Origin of the sequence: Chryseobacterium herbae (genome assembly GCF_025154075.1) — a bacterium.
GTDB classification, from domain to species: Bacteria; Bacteroidota; Bacteroidia; order Flavobacteriales; family Weeksellaceae; genus Chryseobacterium; species Chryseobacterium herbae.
Genome location: NZ_JAOAMU010000001.1, coordinates 260756 through 284143 on the forward strand (window position 1 = coordinate 260756; position 23388 = coordinate 284143).

Here is a 23388-nt window from a genome sequence, read left to right on the forward strand (position 1 = left end):
TTAATTTAAAGGTAAGGTGAAATAGAATGTAGACCCTTCTTCCAATTTACTGGATACGCCAATGGTTCCGTGATGCTGTTTGATGATCTCGGAACAGATAAACAGCCCGATTCCCATCCCCTGGAATTGCAATGATGATTCTTCTACGCGGTAAAATTTACGGAATACAGCATCCTGCTTAAAGTCGGGAATTCCTATTCCAAAGTCGGTGACACTCACTTTAACTTCCTGTTTTTCTTCATCTACAAACGCAGTGACGATAACCTGATTGTTTTGGGGAGAATATTTTATGGCATTGGTCAGGAAATTGATCAGAACCTGTTCTATGCGTATTTCATCAAAAGGAATCAGGATTTCAGGTTTTATTCCGTGTCGTTTTATTTTGACTTTATTTTCGTCATGGGTTTGTATAATGGTTTCAACTGCATTGTTGATCACGTTTTCAAGACTGGTTGGCTTTCTGTTGATTTTTAGCTTTCCGTTTTCTATTTTGGAAACATCAAGCAAATCGGTGATCAGCGTATTCAGTTTTTCAATCTGATCCTGAACTTTGCCCATAAATCCAGCTTCAGCGCTTTGCTTATCCAGTTTTAATTTACGGTCCAACAGCTGAACATAAGCTTTTATACTGGTTAAAGGTGTTTTCAGTTCGTGGCTGGCAATACTCAGGAATTCATCCTTTTCTTTTTCCACTTTTTTCTGATCATCGATGTCGGTAAATGTTCCTACCCAGTTTTTGATTCCATTGCCATCGTTTACCGGTGTTACTCTTAAAAGATGGTAGCGATAATCTCCGGAATCTATATTTTTTATTCTGACTTCAAGCTCAAGGGCTTTATTCTTTTTTCTGCAACGTTCAAATTCTTCTCTGATATTAAGGTCATCAGGATGAACTTCCGGAAAATCCAGATCTGACTCTGAGTATTGGTACCATTTAAGGTTCACAAATTCTATTTCTCCCTCTTCATTGAGTGTGAATGCAATCTGCGGCAGAGATTCCAGCATCAACTGAAAATGATCGATCTGCGACTTCATAGTCACCTGAGATTCTCTCCTACCTTTGACTTCCAGCTCCAGACTCTGCTGGGTCTTTTTCATGGCAAGACTCTGCTCCTGAAGGCTGTAAAAAGTTTTAACCTTAAGCAGCAAAATTTCAGGATCCACTGGTTTCGTTACATAATCCTTCCCGCCTGAGGCATAACCGCGGGTGATAAATTTCTTCTCTGTGCTTACCGCCGATAAAAATATAATAGGAACTTCTTTTGTTTTGCTATAATCAGCTAGTGTTTCAGCTACTTCAAACCCATCCATGCCGGGCATCTGCACATCCAAAATAATCAATGCATAATTATTTTTTATGGCTTTTCCTAATGCTTCCTCTCCGGAATCGGCTGTATCTACCTGAAAATCTTTGGATTCCAGCAGTTTTTTCAGTGAGTAAAGATTACTTTGGTTGTCATCAACAATTAAGATCATAAGATGAATCAGTACTTGGTGGTTTGTTTATAATTAATCCCGCCAAAAATACTCACAAAATTTCGAAAAACATTGATTTTTTAATCATTTTATGGCCACATACCACACATATATACTTATAAATCAATTTTTAAAAGAAATATTCACATACGCTTCTTTATAATCAAAAAAAAGCATCAATCTGTTAAATAATTGGCACCCAATAAGAGGTTTATTTATCCAAAAAAATCAGTCCCGCAAAAATACTACCCATTCCTGCAGTAAGTCTCTGATATCTTCTAATGGAAAAGCAGTTGGCTGACCATCAATTATAAAATCCGGATAATTAATTTGTAAATCCATATGCTCCAGCACCATTGATTCATAAGGTTCCCAGGCCGGATCGGGAGTGTGATCCAGATAGAAATTTACTTCTTTCAAAAGAAATTCAGTCTTTGAGATATTTAAATAGCGCAAAAATTGCAACAGGCTATTTTCATCAACGATGTTGTTTTTTCTGATACAATCATATCCAACATCACTGCCTGCCGGTACTTTCAGGAATTCCAGTCCGTACTGATCTTTTTTACTCATAGCTTCTTTTTATTCTGTGTTTAGTGAAAACCAATGTTTTTATTTTCTTAACCGGATTTCGGGATAAGACATTTGCTTTTATAATGAGTTGATCATCCAGTGAACCCTGTCAAGGTTTTGAACCTTGACAGGGTTAAATCAGCTTTTCTCTTCCAGCTTCCAGCTTCCAGCTATCTAACCGAACTCTGTTTATCATAATGTTTTTAAAACCTTTGCAGCGTTTTCATGTTTGGGATTGATCTCCAGAACTTTTTGGTAATTCTGTCTGGCTTTATCCTTTTGACCGGCCTTCAGGTAAGCTTCTCCCAAGCTGTCGTAGACATTTTCACTTTTAGGATACAGTGCCACATTTACCCGGAAAATGTCAATGGCTTTTGTGAAATCTTTATTCCGAAGCAAGGTGTAACCTACTCCGTTCAGATAACCCTCAGAGAGAAGGTCATTTCCGGCATCTTCAGTTTTAGCTTTCTGATAAGCTTCCAGACCTTTGTCATAATTTCCGTCCAGCACCCATTCTAAAGGAGCTTTCTCATCCGGTCCCATCTGTGCATCTGATGACCTTATTTTCCCATTGGAAAATACCTGTATGATATCTGTTTTTCCGGTATCCTTATTTTTCACAAATTTTACTGTAAAATCCCAGTCCCGAAATGCATACTTATTTTCTCCTACTTTAATCATTTCAACCGGAGTATCCATATTAGCAGAAGTCATCAGCTTGCCATTTTCACGATAGACTTTGTAAAAACCATATTTTCCACTTTTGTAACGTCCGACACTTTTGAAATCATCCTGATTTAAAGGCAATATTTTCTGAACCGGGCCATTAAATAAAGGCCAGTGATAGACTTCTGCCACCGAACGCACGAGTTCTTCTACAAACTCAGGTTTATTGGTATTGGTTAAAACGACCACTCCATCACCGCTTGTTTTACTGGCTATAAATCTGCTGGAAAACCCTTCATTCCAACCTCCGTGGTTAAAATACATATGTCCTCTTCTGTCTTCCAGAAAAATTCCCAATCCCATAAACGGATCAATAAAGGAAGTGGTAAACTGTTCTGCTGTCTTTTGTGAAATCACCGTGCTGCTTTTTCCGCTCAGGGTATTCTGAACATCAATGACGAATTTAGCCAGATCTTCGGGTGTAGTCCATAGACCGGCGGCAGCCTGTTCCGGATAAGTATGAGATTTTCCCTGAACTTTTACCCCGTCCTGATTATACGCCGTAGCCGCAAATTGGGACTGTGCTTCAGGCAGTGGCTGGGAAAATGTGCTGTTCTTCATATCCAGCGGTAGAAGTACTTTTTCTTTCATAATGGTGGTGAAATCCTTTCCTTCCAGATCGATAAGCATCTGCTGCAAAACGCAGTATCCGCCACCTGCATAACGGAAAGGTGTTCCCGGAGCTTTATCTACGAAAACAGCTGTGGTATTTGAAGGACTCTGACCATTTAAAACCTGAATTAAAGTAGGAATCGGTTTTCCGGCTTCATATCCCGGAAATCCACTCACGGTAAAACCTGCTGTATGGCTGACTATATTTTTAAAAGTGACTTTTTTCTCTTTGGTGAATTCATTTTCCGGAACTTTCCAGGATTTCAGGTAGGAATTGACATCAGCATCAGGATTGATCTTTCCAGCTTCAACTTCTGTCAATCCCGCATAAACACTGACCGGTTTACTCATAGATGCTGCCTGAAACAGTGTTTTGGAATTGACCAGAGTTTTAGATTCCACATCTGAAAAGCCATAGCTCTTCGCCCAGATCACTTTTGAATTTTTGATAACGGCAATGCTTACTCCCGGAACATTGTAATGCTTCATTCTGGATTCCAATGTCCACATAGGTTCACCCTGAAAACGGACGGCAGGTATTAATCCTGCTTCTACTTTAGCAATTTCGGTATTCAACTGGGATTTTGTCTGTGCAGATGCCGGAATATGCATCATTCCGATCATGAGTGCAGCGTATAGGGGAGCTTTGGTTTTCATTATATCTTTTGAAATTTAGTTTGTCAAAAATAGGTAAGTTTTTTACGTCTTGGCCGAATTTATCAGGCTTTTTTTAATCAGGAGGATATTGATTATATGACATTCTTGGTCCCTTTTTCATTACATCAATCTGTACTTTTTACGGTTCATTCTGGTATTTACTTTAAATAACTATTGAACAATCACTTATGTGGATAAAATCTTTTGTCCCTATTTATAATCTTGTTAATTTTTAATCCTTATGTTTACTATGAAAACACAGCATAACCAATACTTTCTTCAAAAATTGAAAGTAATAAAAATGTAATCCCATGAAACAATTATACCTCATAATGACGCTTTTAACCTGTTTTATTACCGCAGAAGCACAACAAAAATCATTTTCAGAGTATGAATCTAAACTGGATAATGCTTTAAAAAATTACAGCAAAAGTTCCAACTTTAAATATCTTGAGGATCTGGTGACTTATTTTAAAACGGCTAAAAAAATAAATCCAAAACACCTTACCAAAGATGTTACCGGTATTGCTATATTTTTAGATAACGGAAATCGTAATCTTAATCTATTTCCGGCAGTGTATACTTATGATAACGATAAAATAGATATTTCAGCTCTTCGATCTGGTGTTACTAAAATGCCGAATGATGACATGAAAGAATATGTAGATGCCTTTTTGAATAATTGGAGAAGCATCGGAAAAACAAAAGTCTTTAAATCATTATTAGTTGATCATCCTAAGGCAGAAAGCACTTATACTGAACTGCAAAACGAATATAAGGTATTCAGTCCAGCCGATGTTTCGTTTATTCGCGGCAATGATGACTGGATGTACGCCGTTAGCTTTGGAAGCGAGGGTATTATTATCTATGCTTTTAAATTAAGTCTGGCGGATGAAGAAATTTCAGGGAAGAAAGTGGTTGAGAAAATTAAACTTGAAAAAGAAGACGAGTTCACTGCTTTTTTAGAAAAATATCCGTTCGCCCATTCCTCTGATGACCACAACATCTATTCCTATATAAAACGTCTCAGGGAAAGTGGTCCCTTCAGCAAGGACAAAGAATTTTTAAAAAACACTGAAAGCTATACAAAAGGAATTAAGCGAGACAGTTTGGCCAATCAAGCTGCCATGTTTAATTATTTTCTCAAACTCAAATTCCCAAAAGAGCTTCTGGAAGATGGTGATGAGAACATTGATACTTATGGTCTTAAACATGTGTCTGCTCATACTTTGGGAGATTATTATTTTTCCAGACAGGATTACAACAAGGCTATTGAATATTATAAAAAAGCTGTTTTTGATTTTCCGCTTTCAAATGAATCCCGGGTTTGCAGTCATGTTGAAGATTTACTTTTATCGATTTCAACATCCTACAGACAATTGGGTAAAATCAATGATGCCTATGCTTCGCTATTGGGTATGATTTATTCCTGTGATTACATTTCAGGTGTTGAAGAGAAGAAGTTTAATCATTTCATCACACTTGATCAGGTAGATAAGAATCAGTTGAAAAAAGAAATAGATCAGTCATTAGTCACTTTTAAAAAATTAAAGAGCAATTATTACTCATTTACGTTTAGAAATACGACAAGCTTTTTTTATGTAAAAGACGAATTCATTAAAAACATAGCCAACCATATTACCGCAACTCATTTTTACAACTCATTGAAATAATCACTGCATCATTGCATACTGTTTCGGGTTCATTCCCACATGTTCTTTGAATATTTTTGAAAAATGACTCAGGTTGGTAAAACCGAGTTTATAGCCGACTTCTGAAACAGAATATTTCTTGTCTGTCAGCAGAAGAGCAGCTTCTTTCATCCTGAATTCCTGATAATAGCTGAATATACTGTCACCGAAAACCTGCTTAAACAGTCGTTTCAGTTTTGTGGGGCTCATTCCTGCATTGGCAGCCAGTTCTCCGATAACAGGAGGAATGTCGAGATGTTTGAGGGTTTGATCCCTTATTTTATAAAGCGTCTCTATATCATGACTATTCAGCGCATATATGCGTTTTTCGTCCCGCTTTTCCAGCTCCATCAGCAGCCTGCAGATCATTTCCTCTGCTTTAATTCTCATAAAAAACAGTTCGAAAGTTTCTCCAACCGATTCTGAAATAATCTCATCTACCACTTTCTGCAAAGAGGGGTAAATGATCTGCTCAAACAAATATGGCTGGGTATTTTCCAGGAGACTTTGTAAAACCGGTGACTTATCTGATGTACTAAACAATTGTCTCAAATAATCTGCCTCTACTTCAATATTAATGGTAGATGTATTGGAATGGATGGAAATAATTTCATCGGTATTGATGCGGCTGGTAGCAATTAAAACGGAAGGTATTTCCTTCGGATGTTTTCCTGCAGATAATGATTCGTTTTTTGGAAAAATGTTCTGGAACTTAAAAAATATTACCTTTTTGTCAGTATTCCGCTCCGTATTCTCAATGACAATGTCCTCATTCAGCTCATAGTTACTGATCAGCATCCTGATTTGCGTATTGAAGACAAATCCAGTACAGTATCCACTTCCAAATCCGGAAGGAATTTCTAATCTTCTGTTTTTTATTGCTGTTCCCAGTACATGGGCCAACTTTTGAAGAACGTTTGGGATAGTTTGATCATCTTTTTCCATAAAAGTCTTTTACGGCTATTTTTAAGTCTAATATAATTATTTTATTTCTAAAATGACCCTCAATTTTGTATTGATATTAAACAACACAAAAAATTATGTTACTTAAGAATAAAAAAACAGCCATTATCGGTGCAGGACCTGCCGGTCTCACATTAGCCAGATTACTACAACAGAACGGTGCAGATGTTACCGTTTACGAAAGAGATAGAGATCCACAAGCCAGAATCTGGGGTGGTACTCTGGATCTACACAAAGGTTCAGGTCAGGAAGCAATGAAAAAAGCAGGACTGCTGGACAATTACTATGCGCTGGCATTACCCATGGGTATTATCATGACTGATGAAAAAGGAGAAACCCTGTTCACGAAACAGTCTACTCCCGAAAATCAGTATGACAATCCTGAAATCAATAGAAATGTTTTGAGAAATATACTATTAGAAAGTTTAACCGTTGATACTGTAGTCTGGGACAAAAAATGTACCGGACTTGATGCTCTGGATGGAAAGTGGCTGCTGCATTTTGAAAACGGAATTCAGGAAACTGCAGATCTGGTTATCGGGGCGAATGGTGGAATGTCTGACGTAAGAGCATTTATTACAGACACTAAAGTTGAAGATACCGGCACCATGATCATCCAGGGAGATATTCCTCAACCCGAAACAGAATGTCCTGAATTTTATCAACTATGTCGTGGTAAAAGGCTGATGGCTGCTTATGGAGGCAACTTACTGGTGGTCAACCCCAACAATAACGGGGTATTGACCTACGGTGTGATTTTTAAAAAGCCTGGAGAATGGACAAATCATAATGAGTCTAATTTTCAGGATGCAAACCTCATCCGCTCCTTTCTTTTGGAAAGATTCGCTGATTGGGATGATCATTTCAAAAAATTATTCCTTTCTACAGCATCTTTTAGCTGTCTTCCGACCAGAAAATTCCCATTGGACCAACCGTGGAATAATGACCGTCCTTTGCCTATAACACTTATCGGAGATGCGGCTCATCTGATGCCTCCATTTGCAGGTCAGGGCGTGAATACCGGCTTACTGGATGCATTGATTTTATCCGAAAAATTCGCTAATGAATCCTATGAATCGTTGGAGGCTGCTATTACAAGCTATGAAGCAGAAATGTTTATCTATGCCCGTGAAGCACAATTAGCCTCAAGCACAAACGAAATTGAAATGCGCCAGCCTGATTTTTCTTTTAAACAACTGATTCAATAGAGAAATATGAGAAGGTAAGCGTCTTGGCGCGAAGTCTTCGACTTCGCGCCAAGACGCTCCATAAAAATTTAAAGATTACTTTTTTAGCAATACGTCAGAAGCCGTGATCATATATCCATCATCTGAAAGATCTTCCAACAGTATATTGGGAGTGAAGCCCTCGCCTACTTTGGCATATTCCTTTTTGTTACGGTCTACGATATTTCCTATTGTTAAAATAAGAAATGCTCCGTCAGAAAGTTTGTATTCCTGATTTCCGGAGGTCAGTCCCATTGTATTCTGCCCGATAACCGTTGTATTCTTTTGTCCGGCAAACGCAACCGTGCAGAATTCACCTGAACTTGATGTTTTTTTGTTGACCATTACGACAATTGGTTTCGTGATGCGCTGAGGAATTTTTTTGATGTTAAAATGATGGGCAAGCTGCTTACCTTCATACAGGTTTCCTTTGTCATCATAATCATAAAACGCATATTGACCTTCTGCATCTATGGTTCCGATTACATTTTTCTTGTCCAGCATTGGTGATAGAGCAGCAAACATGGGATAAAACATTCCTCCTTCATTGTCTCTGAGATCCAGAATCCAGCCTTTTGGTTTTTGGGCATTCAGCTCTTCAATTTTTTTATAAAATGTGTTGACAAACTCATCCCACTCTGCAAAATGATAACAGGCAATGCCGGGAAGTTTGATATAAGCAATTTGGTTTTCCGTCATTTTTGTTTCAATAACAGGAAATTCCTGACCGGTAGCTCTGTAACCCAATGTATAAGCCTTAACCATTTCCGGCGGAAAGAAATTGGAATGGGCATCTTTCAGGGTACCGAGTATGTTTTTAATAAGCGGATACGTTTCTCTGATGGTATGAATTTTTTTTGCTTTTTTGCGGGAGTCGGTGTAAAGGGAATCCCAGTTGATCCGATGTTTATTGACCGATTTAGCCTTCATAAGATCAAGTGCGCTGACTACGTAGTTCTTTACGCTGTCTGACTGCGCATTGGTATTGACCCCTGTAAACATCAGAAAACCGGTGATCAGAATGTAAAATCGTTTCATTATTATGGATTCATTGGAATCCGGTAAAGATAATCTTTTTGGTAAAAAATAAGCTGTGCAGAGTCGGACTTTGCACAGCTTGTTTGTTTATGACAGATTATTTTCTATTGATATGTTATCTGTCGATACATCGACTACAACAGCAAATCCTGCGGATGAAACCACTTGCAATTGTCCATTGTAATTACTAAATCTAAGGAAGGGATTTGATGATGAACTATAAAGTGACCATATCATAGTCCCATCCATATCAAGTTTCACTATAAAGCCTTCATTGCCCATTTCCCCTTCACCACAAACGAAAACGAACTTATTATCTATTATAATCTGATCATTGATCTGACAATTGGACCAAATATCGTCATCGTATTTTTCCACAATTTCATTCAGATCCGTTTCTCTTACTATACTCAAATAATATTCCTTCCCAAAGGTGTTTACTATTTCCTTATTCTCTTTAGACAAAATATCAATTATTTTAATACTTCCATCTGAAAAAACCATTGAATCTATTCCAACTAATTCTAAGAGGCTCCAGTGCTCTTGTAAGAGATTACTCATTTTCAAAATTATTGTTGGTATGAAGGTTCATTTTAGACCTATTTTCATCCTGATTTTTTTATTCAGGAAACAACTCCCTGAATGATTCAGTCATAAAAACAGGAATCCATATTCCTCGTTTCCAAACTATTTTGTTGATCAACAGTTTTTCCTTTATTTGATCTTCTATATTTTCCACTATATAATCCTTTTCTCTGGGTTCTATAATAAGCAGATAATCCTCGTCAGGTTCTTCGAACAAATCATCTTCTTTATCCACTAAAAAAATTGTATATAATTCTGTATCTCCACGGCCCTCTAATCTTCCTTTTTTATTAATAATATTAAGATTCATATTAAATGATTCTTCTATAACTTTTACCAAATCAGCAAATAAAATATTTCCTGCCAAAACTATATGCAATGCTTTATATTCCATAACTATACAAATTAATGATTTAAATGAACCTGAACATCCCCTGTCCTTCTAGCCATATCATCTAATTCAAACGTTCTAAAAATTCTAAAACCAAAAGGTTCCCCTTTAAAAGTGTTATTCGGAAATGCGGCTCTCAATTGCTTATCAATAGACGCCTCTATTTCTGCCATACCAGGTATAATACCCGCCTCCCTTCTCCTATTCGAGAACAATGGACTACTTGCCAAATAATCGCTTTTAATAAATCCATCAACATCAAAATTATTTGGATTCAACGGCTTCGACAAGCCCGGATCGTGTGCCTTACTAATTCCGCTTGCAACACTTCCTCTATAACCAATTGTTGCATTAGGATCTATTTCTTGAATTTGTGGCAAGTGAGATTGTAAAATAGAGTTTACCGTTTGTTGTATTGTACCCAAATCTCCAGATAAGCCAAACACATCCACCCAATTATTTGGATCACGGACGTATCCATATAAAGCCAATCCTCCATTCAACCCAATCGGGTCCTGGCTTAAGTAATTCCCACTCTCATTATCATAATACCGAAAGCGGTTATAAGCCAGTCCTGTTTCTTTATCAACATACTGTCCCTGATACAAAAACGGCACAAATTCATTATCTCCTTTTCGTAAAGAACCATACACATCCAGTTCCCTTTCCCACACAAGAATGCCTTCATGACCATAAGCATGCGTAGGTGTTCCGAGATAATCACTGATAATGCTAAACTCTTCTTCTCCAACAATTTTCCCACAAGGCACAAAACTTCCCTCCTGGTACAGCCAAGTTATTACATTTTCTGCAGATTCAGAAGCTTCCTCTACATTATTTTCTTCATCAATACTCAGCTTTGGTGGAAATTCCCCGTCATACTGCCATTCATGTAAAGGGACATTTCCATCCCATACCCAGCGGGTCACTTTATTTTTATACTGTTTGGCAATACGCCTTCCCAAAGGATCATATGAAAAACTGACTTCACCGCCCTGTGGCAATATCACTTTGGCAAGCATTCCATTTCCTTTCCATTCGTACTGCCAGCCGACGCCACTTCCCATCAGGCTGATTCCGTATTTATGTTCTACGGTAGAAGATGATACAGCTGCCCGTTGCGAACTTTTTCTGAATTCTTTAAAAATCAGGTTTCCTTCTGCATCGTAGTAGTAATTATACCGTATATCTGTCAGCAATTTTCCTCCCGGTCCATAGCTTCGGTCAGTTTGATTGGGTGTTTCAAAAAGGTTACCAATAGCATCCGGAGCTTTATAAATCGTATCCGTCTCCTTGCCACTTTGATACGTACCACTTACCAGATTATCCCACGCGTCATAATTGAAACTGGCGTTGGTTCCGATTATTTCATTGACCGTTTTCAGTAAACGATTCGCAGTTCCCCACGTATACCTTGTTCGGCTTTTTTCAATATTATGACTGTTGATGCTTCGACGAATCACCCGTCCTTGCTGATCATGCTCAGTAATCTGGCTAATACCACCGGTTAGATCGCGCTGTATTTCCAATCCTGTGGCATCATATTGCCACTGGGCTTTCCAGCTGCCGCTTTCCATGGTATTGAGCTGTCCAAAATGATCATACTGGCGGGTAATATTGGCTCCCAATGAACTTTCTGTCAATAAGGAATCGTTTTGTCTATCAACCGTTTTACTTACCCAATGCTGGCCCTGCTGTTCTTTAATGATGCGGCCATCTTTCCCGCGCTGTATTTTTATGCTGATATCTTGGTTTAATCCACCGATTAAAAATCCGTCCTTATTGTAACTGTATCCGGTGAATGAAAGGTCACTGTGCTGTTCGGCAATGATATTTCCAATGCCGTCATAGTCATATTCTGTCCAGCGGTTATCAGGGCGGACTACTTTTTTCACTCTGCCTGTCGCATCGCGCTCGTACTGACGGTGCAATCCATCAAATCCCCATTCACTGATCACATCGCCTACTCCGTCCAGCGCAAACCGGTACACCTCACCTTTTTCATTGCTGATGCTTTTTAACTGCAATTCGGTATCGTATCCGAATTTCACTGTACGATTGTTCTGGGTCCGGCTCAGTAAAATCCCTAAGCTGCCATATCTGAATCGCACATCATGTAAGTCATCCTTCGCATGAATAATATTATAGGAAGTATCATATTCGAAATAATGCTCATTCCCGTCGGATTCTTTTAAATAGATCACATTTCCGGCATCATCATATTGAAAAAACGTTAAATTTCCTCTTGGATCACGCTCGCTTATTACATTTCCCAATTCATCATAATCCCATTTGCTATAGGTTTCATTAGGATAAATCATCTGTACCAGCTGATGTGACTGGTCATAGAAAAAATGCACCGCACGGTTTTTGTCGTCCGTGATTTTTCTGAGGTGCTTATCTTTATACTGATAATGCAACTTTTCCCCGGAAGGAAGCTTCTTTTGAACAATCCGGTTCAATTCGTCATAGGTCCATTCTATTTCTGCACCTCCCGGACTTGTTATTTTAACTAAATTAAAAGCATCATCATATTGAAACTGACTCTGCCCGTTATTTTCGTTTTCAATTGTTTTTAATAAACCGTTTTCGGTGTACAGGTATTTCTGTGTGAAACCTTCCGCATTGATCATTAACTCAAGCTCCTGATACTGATTGTATTTCTGATGGGTAACACCCCCGTTTTCATCAATTATTTTATAGATCAGTTTACTCTCATCATAAAAGTATTCCGATGTAAAACCTAAACTGTTTTTAGTAACGGTATGTCCCTGATGATACTCTGTAAAATATTCCAGCACGCCGCCATCACCCCAGGTGTGGATACATTTTGCATCATCGCCTGCTCCTTCGTATTCCCAATAAAAATTCTGTCCGGTCTGGTTGGTCAGCTGAACCAATAAATGCCCCTGATAGCGGAAAAGCTTTTCTGCCCCAATCACGTCTTTATTGTGCACCATATTTCCCAGATCGTCATAGCTGTATTGGATATAGGTGATCTCCCGGTTTTCAGCAACGGTGTAGAGACGGGTAATGCGATGATCAGAATCGGTTTCTACCTTTATAATTTTGCCTGTACTGTCTGTTATCTTTTTTAAACATCCGTTGGAATGATAGTCTAAGGTTATTGTAAATCCGTCTGTGGTGGCTATTGAAGAAAGCATCCGATAGCCTTCCTGATTCAGCGCTCCATTAAACCTGTATTGTAATTTATCGGAATCCGTTAATAGATAGCCTCTTTCATCTTTGCTAAAGGTGAGCTGTTCTTTTCTGTTAAAATATTTTTCGCCTAAATCGAGCAACGGAACTACAGTTTCCCTCCCGTCTGACAAACGCACAGAAGCAAAATCATTACCCAGATCAAAAAGCCCCATATTGTAACTGTGATGCCAGTTAAAACCTAGCGGTCCGTTTACCTCAGCATCACTGTAGTAGGTTCGCTGCCATACAAATGGAATAGGTCCGGATAGCTCAATATCGGTGTTTGTGGAATATACTCTTCCGGTAGCAGCATCTACAGGTTCACCAAACAGGCGGCATTTTACCGGTTGTAGAACTTTTGCCAGCTTAGGTTTATTGGGTTCAATTCGGTGAATGAAATCCTGTAATTTATTGCCTGCTTTTTTCCATAATTTTCCCATTCCTTTCAAACCAAGACTCATAGCGAGCTGGAAAAGGTCAATAGTCGGTGGACCACCTGCTAAAACAGGTTTTCCGGCTGAAGTGATGATCAGTAGCATAGAAGTAGGTGCCATTAAAGCAACCTTTGGTTTTGGCTTTGTAATACGGAATGGTGCCGGAATTCCAATCAGGTTACATGATAAAGCCAGGTGAAACTGGGTACTGCACGGCCCGCCATCTGCCAAAACAGTGCTGCTACCCAAAAACATTTCAGAGCTTGCAATAGGTTTTACGATCGGAAACGGAATATGTAAAAAGATCCCCGGCAAATGCTGAATCCCTGTACCTGCATTAGCTACCCACTGTCCGTGAACCTGAACGGATGGTTTCATTCCATTGACAATAGCTGTACAAATGGAGCCTAAACTTGTTGGCGGTTCAGAGCCATCTGCCGGAGGAGCCGGAGGTTCAGGTAAAATGCTTGAAATAGCATTCATTACGGCGCTCATGATATCGAAAACCATTCCGATATGTGGCACCGGTAATAAAGGCATTGGCGGGAAAATAGTTTCATGGAAATCGATCCCGATAGCGAGATCAAAATACTTTCCTACAGGCATTCCGGGCATGGCAGGTAAAATACTGGCCATATCTTTCTGCAAATGATCCAGTTTGTTTTTGGCTTCTCCAAACAATTCACCGAAGCCTCTTCGCGGGGCGGGTGATGTGGCTACTTTTCCTATTAAATCAGACATAGGTTAGTTTTTAAGTTTTGATAATTGCTTTTTCCAAACGGACTGGTCCATTTTTAACGATGCTGAATCCACTCCAGCCTGCGCCAATAAAATTTCCCAATCATCCCCTAACCAATCTGCCAACTGCAGTTTTATTTCGTTTACTTCTGCGGGTGTTTTGATCTGTCCACCTAAATAAAGTGCCATAAAAGCCGCATGTAAAAAAGTAGACTGTCTTCTTACACTGATATCTAAATATGCTCCTGCCGCCAAAGAAAACAGTATATTTTCAAAGGCCTTCTGCACATTGTTTTTTTCGTAATAAATATGAGCGATAAGCCTGTTCGCCTCCATGATATAATAGACATCCTGACGTTCGGAGGCTTTGTCCGATAACTCCTCATAAATCAATAAGGCTGCATCTGTTTTTTTGTTTCCGTATAATAATGCGGCCTTTAAAAGCATGCATGATTTCCAGACCGGATATCCTGTAGCATCATCTTCCTGCATCGCTTTTGAGGATTCTTCAAGGGCTTTATCGGTATATTCTTCGCTTTTTTTAGCATTTTGTATGGCAAAATAGGCTTGTGATGCGACCAGTAAACCTGCTATTTTTGAAGATACCGTTCCAATCTCATCTGTGATATTTAAAAGACGTTTTACCTCTACATCTGTACGGTTCTGTATTTTTTTCGTGGTAGAATCCATAACCACAATAACTTGCTTTCTGAATCTGGCATCCGGATCTACCGTATTATAGCTGTCACTTGCTTTATACATTTCGTTTTTAATAGCTTCTGCCATTTTGAGCTTTGGATGCAGATAATGATAAAGAGATTCTCCGTTCTTTTTGCCCTGCAGTTCCACGCGTCTTTCTTCCGCAAGATCCATGGTTACGAGACGGAGATCATTCGGTACCGTTTCGATGACCTGCTGAAACCAATGGGCTATATTTTGTTTACTATGAGCCGAAAGAGGAAAATACAAACTGAAATAAAAATGTTCAGTCTGATCCGTTATACTTATCTTAAGGCGTTCCAGCTCGCTAAAAAGACTGGATATATTCGGAGGCAACTTAGTATCGGGAACAAAGGCTTCTCTGATCATATTGTTTTCCCAAAGGGCTCTGTGAAGATCTTTGTCTTTTTCCGGATGAGGTGTAAACCAGGTGAGGAATTCATTCCACAACTGTTCTTCAAACCATTCTCTGTTACCATTGTATTCGGTTTCAAAACGAAAAAAAATATCATTGGCTTCTCCCACAGGAGACTGCTCGATCTGCATAAACTTATCGATGATCTCCACATCTGCATACTGTGCCACCCAAACGGCCAGCTTCCATGACTGATTTTTTTCGGCTGCAGACCACAGATCTCTTAGTTTATAGTATTCCTGTGCAATTGAAGATGTTTCCATAATTAAGAATTCAGTTTAACCAGACCTCCTGTAATTATAGTCTCTCCATCTCCGTTCATTGAAACCTTGGCTCCGCTGATGCTGGTTTCTTTTCCTGTGATCTGGACTTCTTTGCTTCCGGATGCAGTAACTGTAACTCCGCTTACGGCTGCCACATTTTCTTTTGAACTCAGTTCTACTCCTGCTTTACCACTTCCAACAGAAACAATGGTATCACCTACCACATGGATGTTTTTAGCATGAATGGTAATGGTTTCATCCTCAATCACAATGGATGATTTCCCGTTGTCCAAAGAAATTTTCTTGCTGGCTACAGCGGAAATGGTATTGGTTCCGTCTACGGTGATTATATTTCCGCCTGATTTGTCTTTGATGGTGATCGCACCGGCATCATCAAGGCTTACGATATGTCCGCTTTTACTGCTGAGGCTTTTGATATTATTGCCCTGGCCGCCTCCGCCTCCAGCACCACCATGAAACATTCCGCCCATCACAAAAGGACGGTCCGGGTGCTGGTGAACAAAATTGACCATGATCTGATCATCCACTTCCGGAATGGCCATAAATCCACGGTTTTTACTTACTTTATCGCTGCTTCCTCCATCGGGCGTCATGACACGGATAAATTCTGTTGTATCGGGACCGTTTTGCCAGTCGAACTGTACCTGTACCCTTCCCTGATTGAGTGGATCCGTATTGGAAATAATCTTCGCAAATTGGGGTTCGGCTTTAGGATAATTAAACTGAGGTCTCGGCATAAATCCGGTATCGGCTGCAATGGCGTCAAAAGATCCTGTGTAATATCCTCTTGCATCTACTTCATGTCGTACTTCCGTCATCATGAGTTTTGTAAAATAGGACGTCTCATTGGTGTCCGGTTTACGCATTTCGATGTCTGCTGTACAGCCAGGATACAAAAAGGGTACGGAAGTAGTTCCGGAAGTGGTAAATACATCCACTGAGTTGCTTCCGGCAGCCCCTTTTTGGGAGACATCAATATCCATCACCTTTGAAGCCTTTATGGGGGCTATACTTAATGAGGGAGTGATGAATGTTTTTTCTGAAATTTCGTAAGCACGCCTCGCAATATCTGAGGTATGATTGATTTTTGAAGGTCCGGCTGTCAGTTTTTCGTTTTTACTGCTGTTATACCCGTAAAAAGAGGGCTTTACGTGCTGGGCTAACATTTTGATTTTCACATCAGCTACATTGCTGCCATACGTAAGCTTTATCGGTTTTTGCTGAGGGGGCAGTTTTCCGAAATGCAGAACTTCACCATCATAGAAAAACTGTTCTCCATAGGCTTCTGCCATTCTTGACAAATAATTATAATGGGTCTCATCATACTGCGAACTATAAGAAATATTCCCATACTGAGAGTCTACTCTGACATCGAATTTACTGGCTCCTAAGCCTTCTTTGATGACGTGATCTGCAATATTGTTCAAGCTTATATCCTGCTTCCCTCCAAAGCTTTGGGTATGGGGAGCTGAATCCAATAGGATCGTTGGGCTGTAGCCTGTAAGGATGACATTCCCAAGGCTTCCGTTATCCTGATCGAATCCTACTTCGGTAATCACTCCTACGAAGTTTCTTTCTGGGCCATCTTCTACATCTTTATATTTGAAAACGACGGTGATTCTTTTTCCCAGGAAACTTTGGGCTTCTTCCAGATTATGGTTTTCAGCGCTTCCGAGGGTATCGTGAGCAAGGGTAAGATCAAACTGATGATGTTTAACGGCACTTTGGGTCAGCTTAAAATGTTTGAAAAATTTGATCGGTTTTCCTTCGACAAAAATTTCAAGTTTGACCACTCTGTTTATTCCTGCAATGGCACTTTCAGGTATTGCCTGGGCATTGAAGATATTGGAGGTCGGCTGCTTAGCCCATACTTTATTTTCTATAACAGTCGGCGAATTTTGCAAAAAAGGCTGATTCATAAAGCTTTGCGCCGTATCACTTACTGTTTTTATCTGTGATATGGCCTTTTTAGAATCTTTAATTTTTGCAACTTTCTGGATATTGTCTGCTATGTCTATTTTATCGGCTATATCTATTTTAGCTGAATCTAGTCCCTTCTTGGACAGATTCTTTTCTTCTTGAAACATGGTATACTTTTTTTCGGTAGTGTGGATGTGAACAGGAATTTCTTCCATATTAGAAATAAGACCATTCGACTCATATGAATAATCGGTACTCCGCATCGGTCTCCGTTGCAAGTACAGTTTTGATTGTTCTGAGATGGTTCTGTCAGAGCCTTTTTAAGAGTAAACTCTGCCTAGCTGCTTATCATTGGCAGCTCCGGATCAATGCGGCTTTTTTTCATAAGTTTTTTCTGTGGTTTGGTAGTGGAAATTTATCACATAAAAAAATCACAGGCAAATGAATTAGCCCTTTTTTAGAAAATTGTCGTAGTTCTACGATTGAATTTAGGGGGAAAACACGGGATCACGGTGAGACAATAAAACCCTATGGATTAACACATTACAAATGCACAAAAATGATGAACATGTCTTTAATAATTGTAAATAGTGGAGAGCTCGCGATACTCCATTCCTTATTTGCATTTTGTAAGTATCTCCTCTTTTGTCATGTTAATTTTATTGCCGCTAGCAGACAGAGTGTCTATCTGATTTTGTTTAATTGCACTTGAAAAATCACAGTAATTTTCTAACCCGTTATTATCTATAATGAAGAGGTGATTTATTTTTCTGATGTTTGGCATCCTGATTTGTCCGTTGTAATGCGTATTTTCGTTCAATGCGAATAAACCGCTTACATTTTCAAGCTTTTCCAGATTGATTTCCTTTAAAGGCGATGAATATTCCACCGAGAAGTTTTTCACATTCTTCAGATTTTTAAAATTGTCTACTCTTTCAAGGCTGGTATTGATAATCTGAATGGTTTTGGTCTTCTCTATTTTATGAAAGGCGTCTAGTTTTTGTAATCCCGAATTCCCCGAAATAAAAATACTCCCGACCTCAGTTAAATTACTAAATCCTGTTATTTCAGTAAGTTTCACCTCATTAAAATCATTATTTCCAAAAACTAAGTCACCACTTATGGTAGCTAATTTTTCAAATGTACTGATTGTGTTTAATCCACAGCCGGATATAACAAAATCTCCGTTCACCTTTTCCAGATTTTCCAATCCTCTGACAGACTTCAGGTTTTCTAATCTTGTAATAAGCAGCCCGCCATTAATAATCCTTATACTTTTTAAAGCATCTAAATTGATTTCTTCTTTAGAAAATTCGGAAGAATTTATATCACAAATATTCATACTTCCATTAATAAAAGTATACTTATTTTTTCCAAATTCATCAATGTCTTTCTGAGTAATTAAATTGACGGTTCCCTGATAAACTTTATCATCTTTACCGGGAATTAAGTCTTTTTTCACCTTTATCTGTTCACTTTTCAATTCACTTTTTTTCTGTTCAGTTTTCTGAGAACAGGAAGTTTGAAAGATGATCCAGGCCAGAATGATTACAATTGATTTGATGGTCATTTTTAGAAATTTATTTGTGAAAGTTGGGTTGCTGATATTACTTAATGCTGCGGTTCAAAATAAGCAGTTCCTTATTTTTTGTTTTCTGCTCATCTGATAAGTAAAAGATAACGGCATACCTGTTTTCCTCTGTTTTGTTGATACTGGAAATAATCAGATCTTGCCTGTCAGTAGGAAGCATCTCATTAGTCAATATATTTCTATAGCCTTTTTCATTTTTGCTGTAGAATAATTCCAACAATTCATCATTTTTAATCGTGAACCAGCCGTTCCCAAATTCTCCGTTGAATTGGATGACCACAGTGTTTTCAGCAATTTTTACAGGCTGCCAAGTGTTGAAAAATTCATCACCGTTATCAGCTATAGCTTTAGTGGTACAGTGAAGATCCGGTGCGATGACCTCAACCGATATTTTACCTTCTTCTTCACAAAGGATGTATGAATTTTCATCGAAGGACAAGCTGAGTACCTCCCAAAACCATTCTTTATTGGGACTGATTAATCTTTCCCGTATTACATTTCCCAATTCATCAATCTGTCTGTGCAACCAACCTTTTTTATCATTGGCCAGTAAATGAATTTCACTGTTATTGATGACTATTTTATTGTTTCTCGGAAGGTCTATTTTGATGTTGTGCTTCTTTTTTATCTCATCATTTTTAAATTCAATGGAAAGCATTTTATCAGGCTTCGTTTCAGACCAGATATCTGCCTCATGAAAGATTGAAAACTGCTGCGTAACACCTATAAATCTCCCTGTAAAAGGTCTGTTTCCCTTCGGCAATTCAATATTTTCACGGTTAAAAACAGGAACACTGATTTCTAATTCTTTATCGGGATGATAAGGGACAAATGAAACATAATTTTCCTGAGCAGGACTTAAAAATAAGGTCGGTAAAATCCCGTCATCTTCCGCGAAATTTTCAGCATTTCCGTCTGTATCAATGATGGTGTAAACTAATTTATAGGTCCCTCTTTTATTGTAAACGTAATTAGCCGAAAGGGTTTTATCCCCGAAAGAAATACTTCCATGTGCGGAGACACCAGCTTCTGACACCAATGTGGTCAGTATTCCAAAATCTGTTTTTTTAATCGTTGATTCGTATGAATTTACTTGATCTGGGCTTTTCATAGGCTGTTTATTTTTGTATCACTCCAAACTTCTTATTTTTAAAATCGATGACCAGTATTTTATCAAGGAATAATACATTTCCGGTGAATCCAAAAATACCGTTATCATCAAAGAATTTCTGCGAACTTGCTGCTTTATCGCTGTAGTAAACGTATTCGTTTTTAACCTGATTTTTACCGAGATACATCTTTTTATTCATCTTTTTCTTATACATCTGATGAACGGATCCCCAGCTCGAAATTCCCAGAGAATCTGTGACAGGTTCTTTGGAATCCGTTATCAGTTCAGCGTATTTCGGAAAAGTAATTAAAGGAAAAGCACTGGAACCGGTATCGAACATAAGATATTCCGTTTTGTCACCAATGGTAAACGGGATCATTACCCTGTCGTCTTTATTAAATTTCGCAGGCAAGAATTCAGTTTTAGTCAGCAAACTTCCCGGAATCTCATCAAGAATAGCAATTTTCTGATTGGGATAATCAATAACTAATGTTTTATTGGCACAGAGATCAACGCCGATGGTACCAATGTGTTTAACTGTTTTAGTTTTTACAGAATCCAGGGGGATTTCTTTCCCGAAGCCGGGTAGTTTTACCACGGTCAAATTGGGAAATTTAACCTTGTCAAGATGCAGGGTTAGATTTTTATAGAGCGGAAATTTCTTTCCTTTAATCCGTAATGTATCTCTGGATTCCTTTAAATTAGGCGAAAAAGAAGCATAATGGGTGATGGATTTACCGTAAATAATCGTCGCAAACGCACCAAGATCAAACTGGGCATCAAATTGATAGGGCAAATTTTCAATCTGCAGCGGAATATTAATGTAGGCTTTATCAAAATAGCGGTTCCCGATGGAATCCCCTACCCATTTAAAACTGATCCATGGAATATTTTCCTTAGTCGCTTTCTTTTTCAACTGCTTCACACTTTGGGCAGATAAGCCGGAAAAGAAGCTAAACAACAGGAGAAAAACTATGAAATGGGCACGTTTTGACATAAAAATATAATGTGTTCGGAATTACGTTTACAGGAGTTACTAAGATAGATAAATTTCATTTCTACCCAACACCAACGTATAGAAATCCAGGAATTTGATTGATATTTTAAACTTATCATTCAAAATCTGATGATCAGATTAGCCCGGTTAGAATTACAAAAAATCAGAAAGAGAATCCAAAGAAGGTAAAGTAAATTTTTGCGCCGTTCAGAGGACGTGTAGTCAGAAAATCTCTCCATAAGGTTACAATTTCTTTGAAATCCTTTAAAGGTATACTGTTTACATAGCCCTGACGGTCATAAAAATCTACCAGATGATTACACATGATGATATCATCTACTGTCGCCGTATCGCTTTCAATTTCTAACGCAGGATCTGCCAAAGCTGCATTAATATCCGGCAGCAATGAATCGTTGATTTGTGATGCTGAGTCCCAACAGATTAAAAAACAGGTTAAACAATAATGATTAGTATCTATAGTTTTACTGTTTTTCTTTCCCCGGAATCCTTCCCAGCTCATGGTTTTATTTTCGAACTTCAGCGCATATGTATTGACCATATTCTGATCCATTAGAGGGCGTTTCAATTTTTGAGAGGCATTAGCTCTGCATTTAAATAATAATTAAAATCTGCTGATTTGCGGTTTTGTAAATTCTGAAAATTCTGAGCATCATAATACTCCCAATCCTGCTCATCCGAATGATTAGGCGTCATATCTGTTGCACATCTCAATGAACCGTCTTCATGATAAGAAAATTCTATACCCTCATATTTTTCACCATTCTTATCTGTATCATACCAGTATTTTTTGGTTCTTTCTTCTATCGGAAGATTAGTTTGATCATCTAAGATCTGTATGCATATATAGTGAGTGGATTCAAGATCTTCTGCATGATAAACATATTTTGAAATTAAAGGTCCATTACCATTTTTGAGTATATATGATCTATTGGTAACAATAATAAAATCTCCTTCAATAAGTCTTTCTTTAATTTGAAACTTTTCAGATTGGCTGCAAAGATAATTGAACACCTGTTCCTCGCCTTCATTATCATTAATGAAATATTGAATAAAATCTATCGTGTTATTAATGATGTGATGTTCTTCTTTAAATGGAAAATCAGATAAACTGTCAATTAGTTTAATCGTAAATTCTTTTAATTGAGAGGATTCTTCTTCAGTAATTTTTTCACCTGACAGATGATAATATTTTTTTATCATTTTGCTATTTTAAAAGATAGGTAAGGTTGTGGAATTCTTCATTCGTTATATATCAGCTTTTGAGCCAGCTTAAACATTCCGTGATCTGTCTTTTGCTGATAAACACATCTGAATTGATTTCAGGGGCAGGCGCCAGTTTCAGTTCTATTTTTTGGCTGGAATGCTTGATGATTTCAACAATTGCGTTTTTATTGATGATAAACTTACGGTTGATTTTGAAGAACAGCTGTGGATTCAGTTTATGGATCACGTCTTTGATGGTATCATCATAAATATAGGTTTGGTGGTCAACAGTCGTGAGAAAAAGGTATTTTCCCGAGGCAAAAAAATAGGCGGTATTCCCTTCATCTATTGATTTCAGTTTGTTCCCGTCGCGTACCATAAAACGTTTCATCAGTTCAGGGCCTTCTGCCTGGCGTAATGAGGAGATGGATCTGAGGACAGGTTCGGGATCGAAATTAGATCTGATGGAAATGAATTTTTGCAGTGCTTTATGCAAATCCTCCTCTTCAAAAGGTTTCAAAAGATAATCTATCGTGAAATGCCTGAACACCCTCATGGCATATTCGTCAAAAGCGGTTATGAAAATAATGGGCGTGAACAGTTCCACATCTTCAAAGATCTCCAGACTCATCCCATCACCGAGATGAATATCCATAAAGATAAGATCCGCTGAATGGTTTCCGAAGAAATCTATGGCCTGCTTTTTTGAACGCAGAACCACAGTCTCTGTCAAAGGGACTATGCTTTGTTTATCCAATAGATTTTTCAGATAATTAACAGCCAGCAGCTCATCTTCTATAATGGCAATTTTCATA

The 23388-nt window shown here is 38.3% G+C and carries 18 protein-coding genes; 2 read left to right on the forward strand and 16 right to left on the reverse strand.

Going from position 1 to position 23388, the window contains the following annotated elements; genetic code table 11:
* The 3 genes from N0B48_RS01135 to N0B48_RS01145 form a co-directional block, all read right to left on the reverse strand.
* Nucleotides 1-1476 (reverse strand): hybrid sensor histidine kinase/response regulator, encoded by a 1476-nt coding sequence (locus tag N0B48_RS01135; protein WP_259835902.1) that lies wholly within the window; start codon nucleotides 1474-1476, stop codon nucleotides 1-3.
* A gap of 228 nt (nucleotides 1477-1704) precedes the next feature.
* Nucleotides 1705-2049: a hypothetical protein gene (locus tag N0B48_RS01140; RefSeq protein WP_259835904.1), complete on the reverse strand. Its 345-nt coding sequence runs from the start codon at nucleotides 2047-2049 to the stop codon at nucleotides 1705-1707.
* 192 nt (nucleotides 2050-2241) lie between these two features.
* Nucleotides 2242-4044, reverse strand: a complete 1803-nt coding sequence (locus tag N0B48_RS01145; protein WP_259835906.1) for a serine hydrolase — start codon at nucleotides 4042-4044, stop codon at nucleotides 2242-2244.
* A gap of 311 nt (nucleotides 4045-4355) precedes the next feature.
* Between N0B48_RS01145 and N0B48_RS01150 the strand changes: the two genes are divergently transcribed.
* The gene (locus N0B48_RS01150; RefSeq protein WP_259835908.1) at nucleotides 4356-5717 is read left to right on the forward strand and encodes a tetratricopeptide repeat protein; all 1362 of its coding nucleotides are present in this window, start codon (nucleotides 4356-4358) and stop codon (nucleotides 5715-5717) included.
* Here N0B48_RS01150 and N0B48_RS01155 read toward each other — a convergent pair whose 3' ends face one another.
* Nucleotides 5718-6680, reverse strand: a complete 963-nt coding sequence (locus tag N0B48_RS01155; protein ID WP_259835909.1) for a helix-turn-helix domain-containing protein — start codon at nucleotides 6678-6680, stop codon at nucleotides 5718-5720. It lies immediately after the preceding gene.
* 95 nt (nucleotides 6681-6775) lie between these two features.
* Between N0B48_RS01155 and N0B48_RS01160 the strand changes: the two genes are divergently transcribed.
* Entirely contained in the window at nucleotides 6776-7906 is a 1131-nt protein-coding gene (locus N0B48_RS01160; protein ID WP_259835911.1) for an FAD-dependent oxidoreductase, read from the forward strand.
* A gap of 75 nt (nucleotides 7907-7981) precedes the next feature.
* Here the strand turns inward: N0B48_RS01160 and N0B48_RS01165 are convergent, their stop codons facing one another.
* The 12 genes from N0B48_RS01165 to N0B48_RS01220 form a co-directional block, all read right to left on the reverse strand.
* A complete protein-coding gene (locus N0B48_RS01165) occupies nucleotides 7982-8962 on the reverse strand; it encodes a S41 family peptidase (protein ID WP_259835913.1) in 981 nt (326 codons plus the stop codon).
* A gap of 87 nt (nucleotides 8963-9049) precedes the next feature.
* Entirely contained in the window at nucleotides 9050-9523 is a 474-nt protein-coding gene (locus tag N0B48_RS01170; RefSeq protein WP_259835916.1) for a hypothetical protein, read from the reverse strand.
* A 58-nt stretch (nucleotides 9524-9581) separates the two neighbouring features.
* Complete coding sequence (locus tag N0B48_RS01175) at nucleotides 9582-9941, reverse strand: hypothetical protein (RefSeq protein WP_259835919.1); 360 nt, start codon at nucleotides 9939-9941, stop codon at nucleotides 9582-9584.
* Nucleotides 9942-9952: 11 nt separating this feature from the next.
* On the reverse strand, nucleotides 9953-14314 hold the full coding sequence (locus N0B48_RS01180; RefSeq protein WP_259835922.1) for a DUF6531 domain-containing protein: 4362 nt from the start codon (nucleotides 14312-14314) through the stop codon (nucleotides 9953-9955).
* A gap of 3 nt (nucleotides 14315-14317) precedes the next feature.
* Complete coding sequence (locus N0B48_RS01185; protein ID WP_259835925.1) at nucleotides 14318-15709, reverse strand: tetratricopeptide repeat protein; 1392 nt, start codon at nucleotides 15707-15709, stop codon at nucleotides 14318-14320.
* A 2-nt stretch (nucleotides 15710-15711) separates the two neighbouring features.
* Nucleotides 15712-17817, reverse strand: a complete 2106-nt coding sequence (locus N0B48_RS01190) for a type VI secretion system Vgr family protein (protein WP_259835928.1) — start codon at nucleotides 17815-17817, stop codon at nucleotides 15712-15714.
* A 449-nt stretch (nucleotides 17818-18266) separates the two neighbouring features.
* The gene (locus N0B48_RS01195) at nucleotides 18267-19220 is read right to left on the reverse strand and encodes a hypothetical protein (protein WP_259835930.1); all 954 of its coding nucleotides are present in this window, start codon (nucleotides 19218-19220) and stop codon (nucleotides 18267-18269) included.
* A gap of 37 nt (nucleotides 19221-19257) precedes the next feature.
* Nucleotides 19258-20352 carry a hypothetical protein gene (locus tag N0B48_RS01200; protein ID WP_259835933.1) on the reverse strand — a complete coding sequence of 365 codons (1095 nt, stop codon included), beginning with the start codon at nucleotides 20350-20352 and terminating at the stop codon, nucleotides 19258-19260.
* A gap of 7 nt (nucleotides 20353-20359) precedes the next feature.
* Nucleotides 20360-21349, reverse strand: a complete 990-nt coding sequence (locus tag N0B48_RS01205) for a hypothetical protein (protein ID WP_259835936.1) — start codon at nucleotides 21347-21349, stop codon at nucleotides 20360-20362.
* A 163-nt stretch (nucleotides 21350-21512) separates the two neighbouring features.
* Nucleotides 21513-21935 carry a hypothetical protein gene (locus tag N0B48_RS01210; RefSeq protein ID WP_259835939.1) on the reverse strand — a complete coding sequence of 141 codons (423 nt, stop codon included), beginning with the start codon at nucleotides 21933-21935 and terminating at the stop codon, nucleotides 21513-21515.
* A complete protein-coding gene (locus N0B48_RS01215; protein ID WP_259835942.1) occupies nucleotides 21932-22570 on the reverse strand; it encodes a hypothetical protein in 639 nt (212 codons plus the stop codon). Before N0B48_RS01215 ends, N0B48_RS01210 begins: the two co-directional genes overlap by 4 nt.
* Before the next feature lie 52 nt (nucleotides 22571-22622).
* Nucleotides 22623-23387, reverse strand: a complete 765-nt coding sequence (locus tag N0B48_RS01220) for a LytR/AlgR family response regulator transcription factor (RefSeq protein WP_259835945.1) — start codon at nucleotides 23385-23387, stop codon at nucleotides 22623-22625.
* Nucleotide 23388: the final 1 nt, after the last annotated feature.

What these genes read in the sequence shown, in the direction of transcription:
- N0B48_RS01135 (WP_259835902.1), bottom strand. Translation starts at nt 1,476, where the DNA reads ATGATCTTAATTGTTGATGACAACCAAAGTAATCTTTACTCACTGAAA.
- N0B48_RS01140 (WP_259835904.1), bottom strand. Translation starts at nt 2,049, where the DNA reads ATGAGTAAAAAAGATCAGTACGGACTGGAATTCCTGAAAGTACCGGCA.
- N0B48_RS01145 (WP_259835906.1), bottom strand. Translation starts at nt 4,044, where the DNA reads ATGAAAACCAAAGCTCCCCTATACGCTGCACTCATGATCGGAATGATG.
- N0B48_RS01150 (WP_259835908.1), top strand. Translation starts at nt 4,356, where the DNA reads ATGAAACAATTATACCTCATAATGACGCTTTTAACCTGTTTTATTACC.
- N0B48_RS01155 (WP_259835909.1), bottom strand. Translation starts at nt 6,680, where the DNA reads ATGGAAAAAGATGATCAAACTATCCCAAACGTTCTTCAAAAGTTGGCC.
- N0B48_RS01160 (WP_259835911.1), top strand. Translation starts at nt 6,776, where the DNA reads ATGTTACTTAAGAATAAAAAAACAGCCATTATCGGTGCAGGACCTGCC.
- N0B48_RS01165 (WP_259835913.1), bottom strand. Translation starts at nt 8,962, where the DNA reads ATGAAACGATTTTACATTCTGATCACCGGTTTTCTGATGTTTACAGGG.
- N0B48_RS01170 (WP_259835916.1), bottom strand. Translation starts at nt 9,523, where the DNA reads ATGAGTAATCTCTTACAAGAGCACTGGAGCCTCTTAGAATTAGTTGGA.
- N0B48_RS01175 (WP_259835919.1), bottom strand. Translation starts at nt 9,941, where the DNA reads ATGGAATATAAAGCATTGCATATAGTTTTGGCAGGAAATATTTTATTT.
- N0B48_RS01180 (WP_259835922.1), bottom strand. Translation starts at nt 14,314, where the DNA reads ATGTCTGATTTAATAGGAAAAGTAGCCACATCACCCGCCCCGCGAAGA.
- N0B48_RS01185 (WP_259835925.1), bottom strand. Translation starts at nt 15,709, where the DNA reads ATGGAAACATCTTCAATTGCACAGGAATACTATAAACTAAGAGATCTG.
- N0B48_RS01190 (WP_259835928.1), bottom strand. Translation starts at nt 17,817, where the DNA reads ATGTTTCAAGAAGAAAAGAATCTGTCCAAGAAGGGACTAGATTCAGCT.
- N0B48_RS01195 (WP_259835930.1), bottom strand. Translation starts at nt 19,220, where the DNA reads ATGACCATCAAATCAATTGTAATCATTCTGGCCTGGATCATCTTTCAA.
- N0B48_RS01200 (WP_259835933.1), bottom strand. Translation starts at nt 20,352, where the DNA reads ATGAAAAGCCCAGATCAAGTAAATTCATACGAATCAACGATTAAAAAA.
- N0B48_RS01205 (WP_259835936.1), bottom strand. Translation starts at nt 21,349, where the DNA reads ATGTCAAAACGTGCCCATTTCATAGTTTTTCTCCTGTTGTTTAGCTTC.
- N0B48_RS01215 (WP_259835942.1), bottom strand. Translation starts at nt 22,570, where the DNA reads ATGATAAAAAAATATTATCATCTGTCAGGTGAAAAAATTACTGAAGAA.
- N0B48_RS01220 (WP_259835945.1), bottom strand. Translation starts at nt 23,387, where the DNA reads ATGAAAATTGCCATTATAGAAGATGAGCTGCTGGCTGTTAATTATCTG.